Origin of the sequence: Glacieibacterium frigidum (assembly GCF_007097155.1) — a bacterium.
GTDB lineage: Bacteria > Pseudomonadota > Alphaproteobacteria > Sphingomonadales > Sphingomonadaceae > Glacieibacterium > Glacieibacterium frigidum.
Genome location: NZ_VJWA01000001.1, coordinates 1,638,370 through 1,652,928, shown reverse-complemented (window position 1 = coordinate 1,652,928; position 14,559 = coordinate 1,638,370). Strand labels below are relative to the sequence as shown.

At 67.9% G+C, this 14,559-nt stretch carries 16 protein-coding genes; 9 read left to right on the top strand and 7 right to left on the bottom strand.

The window, feature by feature from the left end; translation table 11 throughout:
• The first annotated feature begins 55 nt into the window (after positions 1-55).
• Genes FMM06_RS07920 through FMM06_RS07885 form a run of 8 tightly spaced genes read left to right on the top strand, consistent with a single transcriptional unit; the run spans position 56 to position 9,493 of the window.
• The gene (locus FMM06_RS07920) at positions 56-2,539 is read left to right on the top strand and encodes a TonB-dependent receptor (protein WP_144236723.1); all 2,484 of its coding nucleotides are present in this window, start codon (positions 56-58) and stop codon (positions 2,537-2,539) included.
• A complete protein-coding gene (locus FMM06_RS07915) occupies positions 2,509-3,246 on the top strand; it encodes a DUF3108 domain-containing protein (protein WP_144236722.1) in 738 nt (245 codons plus the stop codon). Before FMM06_RS07920 ends, FMM06_RS07915 begins: the two co-directional genes overlap by 31 nt.
• Before the next feature lie 19 nt (positions 3,247-3,265).
• Positions 3,266-4,468, top strand: a complete 1,203-nt coding sequence (locus FMM06_RS07910) for an MFS transporter (RefSeq protein ID WP_235889150.1) — start codon at positions 3,266-3,268, stop codon at positions 4,466-4,468.
• A complete protein-coding gene (locus FMM06_RS07905; RefSeq protein ID WP_144236720.1) occupies positions 4,468-6,018 on the top strand; it encodes an FAD-binding oxidoreductase in 1,551 nt (516 codons plus the stop codon). The genes FMM06_RS07910 and FMM06_RS07905 overlap by 1 nt, the downstream gene beginning before the upstream one ends.
• Positions 6,015-7,037 carry a nitrilase-related carbon-nitrogen hydrolase gene (locus FMM06_RS07900; RefSeq protein WP_235889149.1) on the top strand — a complete coding sequence of 341 codons (1,023 nt, stop codon included), beginning with the start codon at positions 6,015-6,017 and terminating at the stop codon, positions 7,035-7,037. Before FMM06_RS07905 ends, FMM06_RS07900 begins: the two co-directional genes overlap by 4 nt.
• Positions 7,034-8,212 carry a class I SAM-dependent methyltransferase gene (locus tag FMM06_RS07895; protein ID WP_144236719.1) on the top strand — a complete coding sequence of 393 codons (1,179 nt, stop codon included), beginning with the start codon at positions 7,034-7,036 and terminating at the stop codon, positions 8,210-8,212. Before FMM06_RS07900 ends, FMM06_RS07895 begins: the two co-directional genes overlap by 4 nt.
• Entirely contained in the window at positions 8,209-8,565 is a 357-nt protein-coding gene (locus tag FMM06_RS07890; RefSeq protein WP_235889148.1) for a hypothetical protein, read from the top strand. The genes FMM06_RS07895 and FMM06_RS07890 overlap by 4 nt, the downstream gene beginning before the upstream one ends.
• A gap of 49 nt (positions 8,566-8,614) precedes the next feature.
• The gene (locus FMM06_RS07885) at positions 8,615-9,493 is read left to right on the top strand and encodes an MBL fold metallo-hydrolase (RefSeq protein WP_144236717.1); all 879 of its coding nucleotides are present in this window, start codon (positions 8,615-8,617) and stop codon (positions 9,491-9,493) included.
• A gap of 3 nt (positions 9,494-9,496) precedes the next feature.
• Here FMM06_RS07885 and FMM06_RS07880 read toward each other — a convergent pair whose 3' ends face one another.
• From FMM06_RS07880 to FMM06_RS16765, 7 genes are read right to left on the bottom strand one after another with little or no spacing between them, the layout of a single operon-like run.
• Positions 9,497-10,033 carry a VOC family protein gene (locus FMM06_RS07880; protein WP_144236716.1) on the bottom strand — a complete coding sequence of 179 codons (537 nt, stop codon included), beginning with the start codon at positions 10,031-10,033 and terminating at the stop codon, positions 9,497-9,499.
• Complete coding sequence (locus tag FMM06_RS07875) at positions 10,030-10,245, bottom strand: DUF4170 domain-containing protein (protein ID WP_144236715.1); 216 nt, start codon at positions 10,243-10,245, stop codon at positions 10,030-10,032. The genes FMM06_RS07880 and FMM06_RS07875 overlap by 4 nt, the downstream gene beginning before the upstream one ends.
• A gap of 9 nt (positions 10,246-10,254) precedes the next feature.
• On the bottom strand, positions 10,255-10,836 hold the full coding sequence (locus FMM06_RS07870) for a gamma carbonic anhydrase family protein (protein ID WP_144236714.1): 582 nt from the start codon (positions 10,834-10,836) through the stop codon (positions 10,255-10,257).
• Positions 10,833-11,468 (bottom strand): MlaC/ttg2D family ABC transporter substrate-binding protein, encoded by a 636-nt coding sequence (locus FMM06_RS07865; RefSeq protein ID WP_144236713.1) that lies wholly within the window; start codon positions 11,466-11,468, stop codon positions 10,833-10,835. Before FMM06_RS07865 ends, FMM06_RS07870 begins: the two co-directional genes overlap by 4 nt.
• Before the next feature lie 56 nt (positions 11,469-11,524).
• Positions 11,525-12,160, bottom strand: coding sequence for a DUF3618 domain-containing protein (locus FMM06_RS07860; RefSeq protein WP_144236712.1), 636 nt, complete (start codon positions 12,158-12,160; stop codon positions 11,525-11,527).
• Positions 12,161-12,162: 2 nt separating this feature from the next.
• Positions 12,163-12,552: a phage holin family protein gene (locus FMM06_RS16770; RefSeq protein ID WP_185965091.1), complete on the bottom strand. Its 390-nt coding sequence runs from the start codon at positions 12,550-12,552 to the stop codon at positions 12,163-12,165.
• A 31-nt stretch (positions 12,553-12,583) separates the two neighbouring features.
• Positions 12,584-13,036: a hypothetical protein gene (locus FMM06_RS16765; protein WP_185965090.1), complete on the bottom strand. Its 453-nt coding sequence runs from the start codon at positions 13,034-13,036 to the stop codon at positions 12,584-12,586.
• A 145-nt stretch (positions 13,037-13,181) separates the two neighbouring features.
• On the opposite strand from FMM06_RS16765, the gene eno reads away from it, so the two are divergent.
• Positions 13,182-14,456, top strand: coding sequence for a phosphopyruvate hydratase (eno, locus tag FMM06_RS07850; RefSeq protein WP_144236710.1), 1,275 nt, complete (start codon positions 13,182-13,184; stop codon positions 14,454-14,456).
• The last annotated feature ends 103 nt before the right edge of the window (positions 14,457-14,559 follow it).

Genomic DNA, 14,559 nt, shown 5'->3' with positions numbered 1-14,559 from the left:
TGAAGACACTGCCGGGCCGCTCGCGGGGGGCGCGCCGGACGAAGGGAGCGTGTCGATGCACAAGCAATTCCTGGCCGCGGTCTCGCTGATCGCACTGGCTTCCACGCCCGCCTGGGCCCAGCCGGCACCCGCCGAGCCGGAGGTGCAGGACGGCATCGCCGACATCGTCGTGACCGCGCAGCGCCGCCGCGAGAGCGTACAGGACGTTCCAATCGCGATCAGCGCCTTCTCCGGCGACCAGCTGCGTGCGCAGGGCGTGTCGAACACCCTCGAGCTCGGCCAGTTCGTGCCCAACCTCGTCGCGCAGAACAACACCGGGCTGGGCTCGGCGAACGCCTATTACATTCGCGGGCTCGGCAATACCGAGACGATCGCGACCTTTGATCCGCCGGTCGGCACCTATGTCGACGACATCTATCTGTCGCGCCAGAACGCCAACAACCTCAGCCTGTTCGACGTCGAGCGCGTCGAGGTGCTGCGCGGGCCGCAGGGCACATTGTTCGGGCGCAACACCACCGGCGGCGCGATCAACGTCATCCTGCGCGAGCCGGGCGAGGACTTCGGCGGCTATGCCGAGGTCGGCTATGGCCGCTTCGACAAGAAGCTGGTTCGCGCCTCGGTCGACGTGCCGCTCGCCGACAGCCTGGCGGTCAAGGTCTCGGGCTATTTCCAGGACGACGACGGCTACGCCAAGAACATCACCACCGGCGAGCGCGCCAACGACGACGACGGCTGGGGCGCGCGGCTGGGCGTGCGCGGCGAGCTTTCCGACTCGGTGCGCTGGACGGGGTCGTACGCACGCATCATCGCCAATGGCGAGAACCTGCTGAACCAGGAATGCGACCCGCGCAACAACGGCGACTGCGATGGCCGCTTCGTCTCGACCGGCCTGCGCAAGGGTAACGAGATCAGCCCGTCGCCGTACCTGCCGCTCGTCATTTCGGGCCGCAAGGCGAACTATGGCCTGGGCAACCGCACCGCGTCCGATCTCGTCACCTCGAACCTCGAGTTCGGCCTCGGCGACGACCTGTCGCTCAACCTGATCACCGGCTTCGTCAACCAGATCCAGCAGTATTCGATCGACTTCAGCGACGGGCGCGCACTGCCCAGCCTCGCCAATCCCAACCCGGCGGTGCGCGGCGATACGCGCGGCGGCTTCACCATCCTCAACGACGGCCAGAATGACCAGTTCAGCCAGGAGGTGAAGCTGAGCGGCAAGGTTTCGATCTTCGACTTCGTCGGGGGCTTCTATTACCTGAAGGAGAACAACCGCACCGACTTCGCCGACCTGTTCACCGTCGCGCCGAACACGACGATCATTCTCGGCGACCGCACGCTGACCAACTCGACTAAGGCCTATGCCGGCTATTTCCAGGCCGACGCCAACCTGACCGACCAGATCAAGCTGACCGCCGGTATCCGCTACACCGACGAAGAGAAGAAATTCAGCATCTTCGACAACCGCGCCTCGTGCAACGACGGCAGCATCGAGGCGAACTGCCTGTCGAACCAGAACCTGACCGGCCCGTCGGGGGTCGCCATCCCCCGCAGCCAGCGCGCCAAGGTGTGGACGCCGCGCTTCGCCGCCAACTTCAAGGTCGACGAGAATATCCTGTTCTTCGCCAGCGCGACGCGCGGGTTCAAGTCGGGCGGGTGGAACGCGCGCGGCACCGCGGCGAGCCAGCTGCTGCCCTTCGGCCCGGAGAAGATCTGGAGCTATGAGGCGGGGCTGAAATCCGACCTGTTCAACCGCCGCGTGCGCGCCAACCTGACCTTCTTCTACGCCGACGTGACCAATTTGCAGACGCCCTCGGCACTCGTCGCGGCGAACGGCTCGATCACCTTCCTGACGCGCAACTTCGCCGACTATCGCAACAAGGGCGTCGAGGCGGAATTCACCTTCCAGCCGGTCGACGGCCTCAACCTCTACGCCAATTTCGGCTACCAGGACGACAAGTACATCATCGACCGCAGCGCGCCCGCCGCCGACATCTACGGCATCCAGTCGGTCGCGGCGCAGCAGGCGGCGTGCCAGGCGGCACTCGCGGCAGGCAAGATCGCCGGCGGTGCCAACGTGCCCGCCACCCTGCCGTCGATCGCGGCGTGCGCCAGCGGCATCATCACCCCGAACGGCAGCATCGCGACGCCGGTGCGAACGCCGAAATTCTCGCTCGCGATCGGTGGCAGTTACGAGATTCCGCTGGGCAGCCTGAGCCTCGTACCTTCGGTCAATGGCAGCTTCCGCTCGAAACAGGAGGTGCAGACGTCCAACTACACGATCTATTCGGGCAGCGTGACGGGGACGAACGGCACCTTCCCAGCCAACCCGACCGCGGGGCAGGCCCTGCAGGGGTCGTTCAGCGAGGCGGCGTGGCTGGTCAATGCCGGCATCGCGCTCAACGGCCCGGACAAGGCCTGGCAGCTGTCGGTCAATTGCACCAACTGCCTGAACGAGACCTTCGTCCAGTCGGCGCTCGCCAACACCACCTATTTGAACCAGCCGATGATGTGGCAAGTCCGCGCGCGGGTGTCGTTCTGAGCGCGTTCGCGCCCCTGCCGCGCCGCAAGGGCCGCGTCACCTATCGCAAGCGCGACGGCGACGTGTGGGGCTTCGAGGAATGGGCGATCGGGCAGGGCGCCGACGGCCTGCGCGTGATGAGCGCGCATTGCGAGATGGCGCTGGGCGACGAGCGGGTGGTGCGCGACTCGGTGCTGTCGGTCCACCCCGACTTCCACCCCCACGACGCCTTCGTGCGGATCATGCGCGACGGCACCGTCAGCGGCACCGGCTGGTTCCACTTCACCGACGTTGCGGCGACCTGCGAAAGCTGGACGGCGGCGGAGGGGCGAATCACCCAGTCGATGCCGATCGTCCGGCCGATCCGCGGCTTCGGCATCCACGCGGTGCAGGGCGACGGCTGGCTCGCGGCGACCTTCCCCTACGACAAGGGGCCGGGCCACACCCAGTTCTTCGGGCGCAACCTGCTCCACTCGGTGCATCACCTCGGCGCGACGGGGCCGTTCATCAGCACCACGGGGTCGGGGCTGACGTATGTGGGGCCGGAGACGATCGACGTGCCCGCGGGCACCTTCGACTGCCACCGCATCCGCTTCGTGGGCCTGACGAATAATCATCCTGCGTACGACATGTGGGTCACGCGCGACGGCGAGTTCCTGTATGTGAAGGGCGACGTCGAAGGATATATGGATTCGGTGTTCGAGCTGGCCAGCCTGTCCGATGGGTGAGTTCCGCAGGGGCTCGAAGGTGCTTGCCGCCGCGTTCCTGGGCGTCATGTGCGGCGCCTCGCCCCTGCCGTTCAACGTGCTCGGTACGCTCTTCAAGCCGCTGCAGGAGGAGTTCGGCTGGAACCGCGCGGAGATCAGCGGCGGCATTACGGTGTTCGGCATCGTCGCGTCGCTGATGGCCCCCGTGTTCGGCTGGCTGGCGGACCGCTACGGGGTGCGGCGCGTCGCGCTGTCGTCGCTCGGGGCGTTCATCGTCGCCTTTGCCGCGATGGGTTTCACGCCGCCGTCGCTGGTTGGTTACTACGCGCTGTGGTTCTTTGTCGGCCTGGTCGGGATCGGGTCGACGCCGGTGACTTGGAGCCGCGCGATCAGCCTGTGGTTCCTCGACAATCGCGGCCTCGCGCTCGGCATCATGCTGATCGGTACGAGTGCGGCGGCGTTCGTCGTCCCCGGCCTCGCGGTCTGGGCGATCGACGCCTACGGCTGGCGCGCGATGTTCCCGATCGTCGCAATGCTGCCGTTGCTCGTGGCGCTTCCGATCGGCCTGCTGTGGTTCCGCGAGCCACGCCCCGACGAGCGCCCGCCCGGCCTGTCGACCCGCGATGGTGCGGTGGCGGGCATGACCTTCGGCGCGGCGGCGAAGACGCGGCAGTTCTGGACGCTCTGGGTGTCGATCCTGCTCATCGCGCTGGCGTACGGCGGCGCGCACATCCACCTGATCCCGATCGTCATGGATCACGGCTTCGCGCCGGGAGCTGCGGCGGCGATGATGGGGGTGGTCGGGCTCGGGCTGCTGGCGGGGCGGATCGGCGTCGGCTTCCTGCTCGACCGCATCTGGGGTCCAGCGATCGCGTTTCCGGTGCTGTGCCTGCCCGCCGTCGCGTGCTTCCTGCTGCTCGGCACGTCGAGCGAGACGAGCGCCATCACGGTCGCCGCCTTCCTGCTCGGCTTTGCGGCAGGCGCGGAGAGCGACCTGATCGCCTTCCTCGCAGCGCGCTACTTTGGGATGGCGCATTTCGGGCGCATCTACGGGATGCTCTACATGCCGTTCGGCCTGTTCTCGGCCGTATCACCGCTCGTCTATGGCATCGTGCGCGACCGCACGGGCAGCTATGACGGCATGCTGATGGCGGCAGCCGTCCTGTTCGTCGCGGGTGGTGCACTGCTGCTGACGCTCGGGCGCTACCCGGGCACCGCGACCACCAAGCTGGCGCACGCCTGATGGCGACGATGCCCGCCCCGACGCCGCTCGACCGCCTGCGCGCCGCGGTCGGTGCGGACGCACTGATCACCGACGCGGCCGAATGCGCCTACTACGCGCAGGACGTCCACACGCTCGGGCCCGCGCCGCTCGCGGTGTTCCGGCCCGAGAACACCACCCACCTCGCCGCCGGCCTTGCGGCGGCGCACGCCGAGGGCCTAGCCGTCGTGCCGCGCGGCGGGGGCATGAGCTACACCCGCGGCTATGTCGCCGATGCGCCCGGCGCACTGCTGATCGACATGGGGGGCATGTCGCGCATCCTCGCGGTCGACGCCGACAACATGACCGTCACCGTCGAGGCGGGGTGCACCTGGGCAGCGCTTTACGCCGAGCTTCACCCGCGCGGGCTGCGCACCCCGGGCTGGGGCACATTGTCGGGCCTGCGCGCGACGGTCGGCGGCGGGATGAGCCAGAACGGCCTGTTCTGGGGTGCGGCGCGCGGCAGCATCGCCAGCCAGGCGCTGAGCTTCCGGGTGGTGCTCGCCGATGGCACGGTCGTCACGACGGGCAATGGTTTCCTGCAGTTCGGCCCCGACCTGACCGCGTTGTTCGCCGCCGACGCGGGCGCGCTGGGCATCAAGGCCGAGGTGACGCTGCCGCTGATCCCCGAGGCTGCGGCGCTCGGCTATGCCTCGTTCGAGTTCACCGACGCGGCGTCAGTGATGGACGCGCTGAGCAAGATCGCGCGCGCCGGACTCGCGACCGAGGCGTTCGGCTTCGACCCCTTCCTCACCGGCCAGCGCATGAAGCGCGACAGCCTCGCCGCCGACGCGAAGTCGCTGCTCGGCATGGCGAAGGCGCAGGGCGGACTGTGGAAGGGCTTCGTCGAAGGCGCCAAGGTCGTCGCCGCGGGCCGTTCCTTCCTCGGCGGAGCGAATTTCTCGGCGCATTTCATCACCGAGGGGCGAAATCAGGCGAGTGCCGACGCGGACCTCGCCGCGCTGACGACGATCGCACTCGCGCACGGCGGCAAGCCGGTGGCGAACACCATCCCCAAGGTGCTGCGCGCCAACCCCTTCCCGCCGCCCAACTCGATGCTCGGGCCGGAGGGCGAGCGCTGGGTGCCCGTCCACGGCATTGTGACGCACGGTCAGGCGGCGCCGGCATTTGCGGCGATCGAGGCGCTGTTCGAGGCGCGCGCCGCCGAGATGGAGGCGCTCGGCATCGGGGCAGGGCATATGCTGCTGACCGTCGGCCACGGCGCCTTCCTGATCGAGCCGGTGTTCTACTACCCCGGCGCGACCGCCGAACTGCACCGCCGCGCGGTCGAACCCGCGCACCTCGCGCGCCTGAAGGGTTTTGCCGCGAACGACGCGGCGCGCGCGCTGGTCGATGAATTGCGCGCTGCCGTCATCGACATCTTCGCCACGCACGGGGCGGCGCACTTCCAGATCGGGCGGACCTATCCGCTGCGGGCGGGCAGCGACCCGGCCGCCTGGGCGCTGCTCGGGCAGATCAAGGCGGCGGTCGATCCCGCAGGCGCGATGAACCCGAGCGCTCTCGGCTTGTGACCTACGCCGCCGTCGCGATGCAGCTCACCGCGCGCTCGGTCGAGGGTTGCGCCGACCGGGCCGCAGTCTCGACGCAAGTGCGCGCGCACATCGCCGACGTCGCGACCCAGCTGCACGCCGCGTGCATCTTCATCGAACAATATGGCGGGGCGCCGGTGCGCCTCGCGGTGCTGCCCGAATATCTGTTCACCAGCTATCCCGGCCGCATCGGTGTCGGCGACTTCGCCGAGAAGGTCGCGTTCGACGTCGACGGCCCCGAATACGCGGCACTCGGCAAGGTCGCGCAGGACCGCGGGCTGCACCTCGCGGTCAACGCCTATGAGCGCGACGTGCATTTTCCCGGCCTGTATTTCCAGGCGAGCCTGGTGTTCGCGCCGTCGGGCGACTGCGTGCTGCGCTACCGTCGCCTCAATTCGATGTTCGCGCCGACGCCGCACGACGTGTGGACGGCGTACCTCGACCACTACGGCATCGACGGCGTCTTCCCGGTGGCGCGTACCGAGATCGGCAACCTCAGCGCCATCGCGAGCGAGGAAATCGTCTACCCGGAGATCGCGCGCGCCCATGCCCTGCGCGGGGCCGAGGTGTTCGTCCATTCGTCGTCCGAAATCGGCTCCCCAAACCCGACGCACAAGGCGCTGGCGAAACGCGCGCGGGCGTTCGAGAATCTCGCCTACGTCGTGTCGGCGAACACCGCGGGGATCAGCGGCACCGCGCTGCCGCTGGCGTCGGCCGATGGCAATTCGTGCGTCGTCGACTGGCGCGGCGCGGTGTTGAGCGAATCGAACAGCGGCGAGACTTTCACGGCGTTCGCCGACATCGACCTGCATGCGCTGCGCGCCGCGCGCCGCAAGCCGGGCATGACCAATTACCTCGCCCGCCAGCGCACCGAGCTGTTCGCGCACAATCCGCAAGTGCAGCCCGCAGACCGCCTGGCGAACACGGTGCCGACGCGCGATGACTTTCGCCGGGCGCACGACGAAGTGATCGCCCGTCTCGACCGTGAGGGATTGATATGAGCGACATCGCCCCGCCGTACGCCGCCGTCGCGCGCCACGCCGTGTTTCCGGAGCCGAAGCACGACGACGCCGCGCGCTTCGATTTCCTCGCCAATTTCAACAAGTACCTGTCGGGCACGCTGGGGCCGGGCAATGCGCGGGCGTACGAGACGCGCGTCCGCCCGGCGTTCGCGCGCGCGCACGGCCGCGACCCCGTCGACCGGTTCGAGATCCGCCGCGCGATGAACGCCGATCCGTTTCACCGCCTCTGGTCGGGCCTCAAGCGCAACTCGATGGAGATGCGCCAGCACAACGGCCGCGCGATGGTGCTGCGCCAGTTGGACAACCTCGATGCGCGCGCCGCGGCGCTCAACGACGGCAAGGACACGCTGCGCCTCGACCCCGGCGTCGAGGTTCCGCGTTACCAGCGGGCGGTCGACATCCACTGCATGCCGGGCAGCTATCACGGCGAGGAACGCCCCGGCGACGTGTCGGCGGGGGCGAATTACGACTGCGGGCTCTTCGCGACGACGGCGGGCGGGCTGGGTGCGCTGAGCGACGGCGGCGGGCAGGCGCTCGTCGACTGGGTGCGGCGCGAGCGGCCGGGCTGGCAGCCGCGGCGCATCCTCGATCTCGGCGCGACCGTCGGGCACAATGTCGTGCCGCTGGCACTGGTCTTTCCCGATGCGGAGGTCGTGGCGATCGACACCGCCGCACCCGTGCTGCGCTACGGCCATGCCCGCGCGCAGGCGCTGGGGGCGACCAATCTGCAGTTCGTCCAGATGAATGCCGAAAGCATGGCTTTTCCCGACGGGCATTTCGACTGGGTACAGACGACGATGTACCTCCACGAGCTGTCGGGTACCGCGCTGCCGCGCGTCATCGCCGAGGGGGTGCGCGTGCTGGCGTCGGGCGGGCTGATGCTCCACCTCGAGCAGCCGCAATATTCGGACGCGATGCCGCTGTACGAGCAGTTCATCCGCGACTGGGACGCGTTCAACAACAACGAGCCCTTCTGGTCGGCGATGCACGGCCTCGACCTCAAGCAACTCATGCGCGACGCCGGGCTACCCGACGTGTTCGTCACCGGCGTGCGTGCGGTGGTCGATACCTCGATCTTCCCCGATCAGAGCCAGGGCGAGGAGGATCACGGCCGCGCCGCGGTGTGGAACGCCTATGGCGCGTGGAAGCCGTGAGCGAACTCGACTGGATCGCTAGGGCAGGGGCGAAGGCGAAGGGAAAGCGCCCGGCGTTCTTCGACGATCCCGCCGCCGATCGCATGCTGTCGATGCTCACCGCGCTGATCGGCGAAGTGTCGGTGATGCGCCAGCGCCTCGATACGGTCGAGCGGCTGCTCGATTCGGGCGCCCCGGTTACCCGCGCGGCGATCGAGGCCTACACTCCCGACACTGCGGCGGCGCAGGAGCGCGGCGAGCTGATCCGCGACTACATCGCGCGCGTCATGCGCGGGGTGCAGCAGGAGGTGGAGGCGATGGCGGCCCCCGAGCCCGCGATCGAGGAGGTCAGCGCGGCACTGCGCGACATGTAGTTTCGCTTCGGCTATCGTGCCCCACAACGACACTTGGGGAAAACTGCCGATGCTCCGCCTGCTCGCCACCACCGCTCTGCTGATCGCCGCCGCACCCGCCGCCGCCTCGCCCGCGCCGGCCGTCGCCGCCAGCCCCGCCAAGCCGGCGGTCCACAAGTTCAAGGTCGGATCGCTCGAAGGCTTCGCGCTGTTCGACGCGACCAACCAGCTGCCCAACGACGGCAAGGTGCTCGGCATCGACGAGGGGCCCGCCAAAGTCGGCGCGGTGCTGACTGCAGCGGGCGTGCCCGCCGATCCGATCCGCCTCGACATCAACGTCCTCGTGCTGCGCGGCGGCGGGCGCACGATGATGTTCGACACCGGCAACGGCGCGGCGCGCAAGGGGCGGATGCTCGAGAGCCTGGCGCTCGCCGGCATCGCGCCCGCGTCGGTGACCGACATCTTCATCACCCACGGACACGGCGACCATGTCGGCGGGCTGGTCGACGCCGACGGCAAGTCAGTGTTCACCAAGGCGCGCATCCACATGACCGCGGGCGAGCGCGCGTCGCTCAAGCCCGCGTCGCCCGTCACCGCGGTGGCGGGGCAGGTCGCGACCTTCACCCCCGGCGCAACGGTGGTGCCCGGCGTCCAGTCGGTCGAGCTGCGCGGCCACACGCCGGGCCACACCGGCTATCTGGTCACGTCGGGCCGCGCCAAGCTGATGGTCATCGGCGACAGCGCGCACCAGTACATCGTTTCGGTCCGTCAGCCCGAGTATACGATCGCCTTCGACGGCGACCCCGCGACCGCCGAGCCGACGCGGCGCGCGCTGCTCAAGCGGGCAGTCGACGAAAAGCTGACGCTGTACGCCCAGCATTTCCCCTTTCCCGGCGTCGGCACGATCCGCGTCGAGGGCGACGGTTACGCCTGGGTGCCCGTCAAATAGCGGTCACTTGAGGATCTGGTTCATCTCGATCAGCGTGCCGTCGGGATCGAAGAAGTTGCAGCCGCGGACCCGGATCTCGGGTCCGCCGTTGCGCCCCGGATAGGTCTGGAGCCGCGGCAGCGCCGTCTGCACGACGCCAGGCACCTTCAGCGCAGCGGCGCAGCGTCCGTCGACGTCATCGGTGTTCAGCACGATGACGTGCCCGCCCGGGCCCATGCGCTTCGGATAGGGTCCCGGGTCGGCAAGCGGCGGGTCGACCCACTGCATCAGGCCGATCCAGCCGACCCAGGGGTCGTTGCCGTTGAGCAGCACCAGCCGCGCCTTCGCCCCCGGCACACCTGCCGGCAATGCGACGCCCGAGGTCTGGACGACGGTGTCGTAATTGATCTTGAGGCCGACGACGTCGCGGTACAGCTTGAGAGACGTCTCCATGTCGCGGACGATCAGCGTCACCCGCCGCACGTCGGTTGGTACGCGTTCGACGGGGACTGCAACGCCGGGCGACGCCTGCGCCAGAAGCAGGGCCGCCAGCGCGATCACGCGGCGGGTTCGAGCAGGCGGTGGAGGTGGACGACGACGTATTTCATCGCTGCGTCGTCGACGGTACGCTGCGCGTTGGCGCGCCACGCTGCCTCGGCGCCGGCGTAGCTGTCGAAGATCCCGACGATATCGAGTGCTGCGGGATCGACGAAATCGGTGCCGCGCGGGTCGGCGACACGGCCGCCGAAGACGAGATGGAGTTTGGAGGACATCGCCCCGGCTTAGACAACAGGCCCCTCGGCTGCAACCTCGGCGCTGATCCGCGCAACGGTTTCGGCCATCCAAGCCTCGAACTCGGGACCGTCCCACGCGCGATGATCGCCTCGGGCATAGGCGAGCGCATTGCGATGGTAGAAGGCGGCGTTGACGCGGTTGGGAATGCGGCTGTCGGCGGTGCGGATGACCTTCGCGGGCGACCCGACGACGATCGAATTGGGCGGCACGATGGTGCCGTCCTTGACATAGGCATGCTGCCCGACGATCGATCCCGACCCGATCACCGACCCGCCGTAGACGGTCGCGTTGATGCCGACCAGCACATCGTCACCGATCGTGCAGCCATGTAGCGTCGCGTGATGGGTGATCGAGCAGTTGCGCCCGACCACCACCGGGCGGCCGGGATCGGTGTGAATCATCACGAAATCCTGGACGTTCGTGAACGCCCCGATCTCGACGTGCGCCGCCTCGCTACGGATGACGGCATTGCACCAGATCGAACTGCCGTCGTGCAGCCGCACCTTGCCGTAAATCGACGCCGACGGGTGGATGAACGCGGCGGCGTCGAGATCGAGCAGTTGGCTCAAGCAGCGAGAGCCTTGGCGTTCGACGACTTCATGAACGTCACCAGCGCGTCGAAGCCATTCTTGGCGATATACGCCGAGAAATCCGCCTCCTGCGTCAGCGACAGGTTGATGCCCGCCACCGTGATGTTGACGATCCGGAAGTCGTTGCCGACCTTGCGAACGGTCCACACCGCGTCGAACGGCTGGCTGCCCGGACGCGAGATGCGCGAGTAAACGTCGATGTCACCGCGGGTGCCGCGCGGGACGGTGCGGACCGGCTGCACGCTGGCATTGGCGTAGTTCTCGAGACGGTCCGAGTAAGCGTTGATCGCAAAGTCGGGCAGCGCAGCCTGGTATGCCGCATACTGCGCCGGCGTGATCTGGCTGCGATAACGGCGGATCAGCTTGTTGCCGATCTCGTCGAGCGCAAACGACTCGCGCATCATGCCGCGGAATTTGCCACGGATGGCGTTCTGCGACAGCGACTTATCCTTCAGGACCGCGAACACCTTGTTCGAGATGTCCACGACCCACTTCGACGCCGCTGCACTGTCGGCGGCGGTCGCTGCCTGCGCATAGGCCGGAGTGGCGACGACGCCGGGAAGGGCGGACGCCGCCAGCAGGGCAGCGGCAATAATCTTGATCGAACGCATTCTAAACTCCTGGGGATACTACGGCTGCTTGTGCCGCCCCCTCCGTGAACGAGGTTTTAACCGCCCAGTTCGGACTTGGCGGCACCAACGACCGACTGCACCGCCGACTTGGCATGCGTCGTGACGTCGGCGACCTTGTCGCGCGCCGTCGCGAGCTCATCGCGCGCCGACGCGACGGCAGCCTTGGCAGCAGCGCTCAGCTTCGAGGCACTGGCACCCATCAGGCGGCGCTCGCGCTCGGTCTCGGGGAACAGCGCGCCGAGGAGCGCACCCGCCGCAACACCGATAACGATCGCGACGAGAGGGTTGTCCTCGATACGCGCGCCAGCCTTGTCGCGCAGCAGTGCGAAGCGCTCGTTGGCCGGCTCCGAGGCCCGCAGCGAGTAATCGTCGTCATAGTCGCTGTAGGACTCGTGCGTGTCGCCGAGGTCGACAGTCGCCTTGCTCAAGCGGTTCGATCCAAGCAGGACGAGGCCGACGGCCAGACCAGCAGCTGCCGCGATCACCGGATGCGCGCGCACCAGCCCGACGGCGTGGTTGAGCAGGTCGGCACCGCCCGACTGCACCGAACCGACCGCGTCACCGACGATGCGGCGTGGATTGAGGCGGTCCTGCAATTCGTCGATCGTCGCCGAAATGCGCTCGCGGGTGCCCTCGGCTTCGTCGGCTAAGGTCGTGGTGTCGTCGGCCATCGTCAATTTCCCTTCAACGTTTCAGCGTCCTGCTTCAACGACGCGATAGTACGATCGGGCGTCAACCCGGCGGCGCCCAGCTTCTTCGATCCAGTACCGAGCAGGATGAACCCGATCACCGCCGAGGCGACCGAGACGATCAGCTCGGCCCAGCCATGTCCGACGACGGGGATCAACCAGCCGACAAACGCCGCGAACAGAGTGATCAGCGACGCCAGCATCAGCGTCCCACCGGCCGCCAGCAGGATCATACCGGTCTTCAGCCCGGCGATGTTGCTGCGCACCTCGGTCTGGAACAGTCGGAGTTCGGTTCGCAGCAGATGCTGGATGTCGCCGATCAGCGAGCGCAGCAGGTCGCCGATCGACGCGCCGTCGGTGGGTTGGGTCGCCATAAATAATGCTCCGAGCAGTCGCAGGATCAAATCAGCGCCCGCCGCTCGCCTTGAGGAAACGCGACAGCGCAAAGCCCGCCGCCACCGCCGCGCCGACCGCAATCGCTGGCTGCGTGCGAACCAGCTCGCGGCCATCGTCGACCAGTTCGTCGATCGACTTGTCGCGCACCGTGCGGACCCAGCCTTCCAGCGTGTCGGCAGCCGTCGTGGCATAGCCGCCGATCGGGCCGAACTGGCCGTCCTGCAGCTTGTCGGCGATCTCGCGCGCCGCGGTCACCAGACCGTCGAGCGAGTTCGCGACCTGCTCCTTGCCGTTGTCGGCGAAGCCGCGCAGCTTGGCGGTTGCCTGGCTCCGCAGGTCGGCGGACTTGTCGCGGATTGTGTCGCCCGTGCCGCGGTCCATGCCGAATGACGTCTCGTTAATGCCGTCGGCATAGTCGGGGGTGTCGATCGGGGCGTCGTACATCGTGTTGGTCGCCATCATGCTAATCCTTGTACCGGTAAGCTCAACGACGCGGTGAACGAGGGCGCGGCAGGCGGGTTCCGCACGCGTTGCCCGAAACTGTTTTGGTGATTAGAAGCGCGCACCGCAAGACATGCCGTCACGTTACCGTAAGGATTGCCCGCCCATGACCGCGATCGTCGACATCCACGCCCGCGAGATCATCGACAGCCGCGGCAATCCGACCGTCGAGGTCGACGTCGTGCTGGAAGACGGCAGCACCGGCCGCGCCGCGGTTCCGTCGGGCGCCTCCACCGGGGCGCACGAGGCGGTCGAGCTGCGCGACGGCGACGCCCGCCGCTACGGCGGCAAGGGCGTGCTGAAGGCCGTCGCCGCGGTCAACGGCGAGATCTTCGACGCGCTGTCGGGCATCGACGCCGAGGAGCAGGGCGAAATCGATGCGACGATGATCGACCTCGACGGCACTCCAAACAAGGCGCGGCTGGGGGCGAATGCCATCCTGGGGGTCAGTCTCGCCGCGGCGAAGGCGGCTGCCGATGCGCGCGGCCTGCCGCTTCACCGCTATGTCGGCGGCGTCTCGGCGCACCTGCTTCCGGTGCCGATGATGAACATCATCAACGGGGGTGCGCACGCCGACAATCCGATCGACTTCCAGGAATTCATGGTCATGCCGATCGGCGCCGACACGCTGGCCGAGGCAGTGCGCTGGGGCAGCGAGATCTTCCACACATTGCGCAAGGAACTGAGCGCCGCGGGCCAGCCGACCGCCGTGGGCGACGAGGGCGGCTTTGCGCCGAACCTCGCGGGCACCACCGCCGCGCTCGACTTCATCATGGCGGCGGTCGAGAAGGCGGGGTTCAAGCCCGGCGAGGACGTGTTCGTCGCGCTTGATCCGGCGGCATCGGAGTTCTTCAAGAACGGCCGTTACGAGCTGGCGGGCGAGGGCAAGTCGCTGACCCCGCACGAGATGGTCGACTATTACGCCGACCTGTGCGCGCGCTACCCGATCCTGTCGATCGAGGACGGCATGGCCGAAGACGACTTCGTCGGCTGGAAGGCGATCACCGACAAGTTGGGCGCGACGCACCAGCTGGTGGGTGACGACCTCTTCGTGACCAACCCGGCGCGGCTGAAGGACGGCATCGCGGGCGGGCTGGCAAACTCCTTGCTGGTCAAGGTCAACCAGATCGGTACGCTGACCGAGACCATCGCGGCGGTCGATATGGCGCATCGGGCGCGCTACACGAGCGTCATGTCGCACCGATCGGGTGAGACCGAGGATACGACAATCGCCGATCTGGCGGTTGCGCTCGGTTGCGGCCAGATCAAGACGGGAAGCCTCGCGCGGTCGGACCGGCTGGCGAAGTACAACCAGCTGATCCGCATAGAGGAAGAGCTGGGGTCCAGCGCGCGCTATGCGGGGCGGTCGGTGCTGCGCTGATTGCGTTCGTCATTTCCGCGAATGCGGGGACCCAAAGTCGCTAGATTTGGTGCCTTGGGTCTCCGCTTTCGCGGGGATGACAAAATTTGGCAGCAAACCGCGT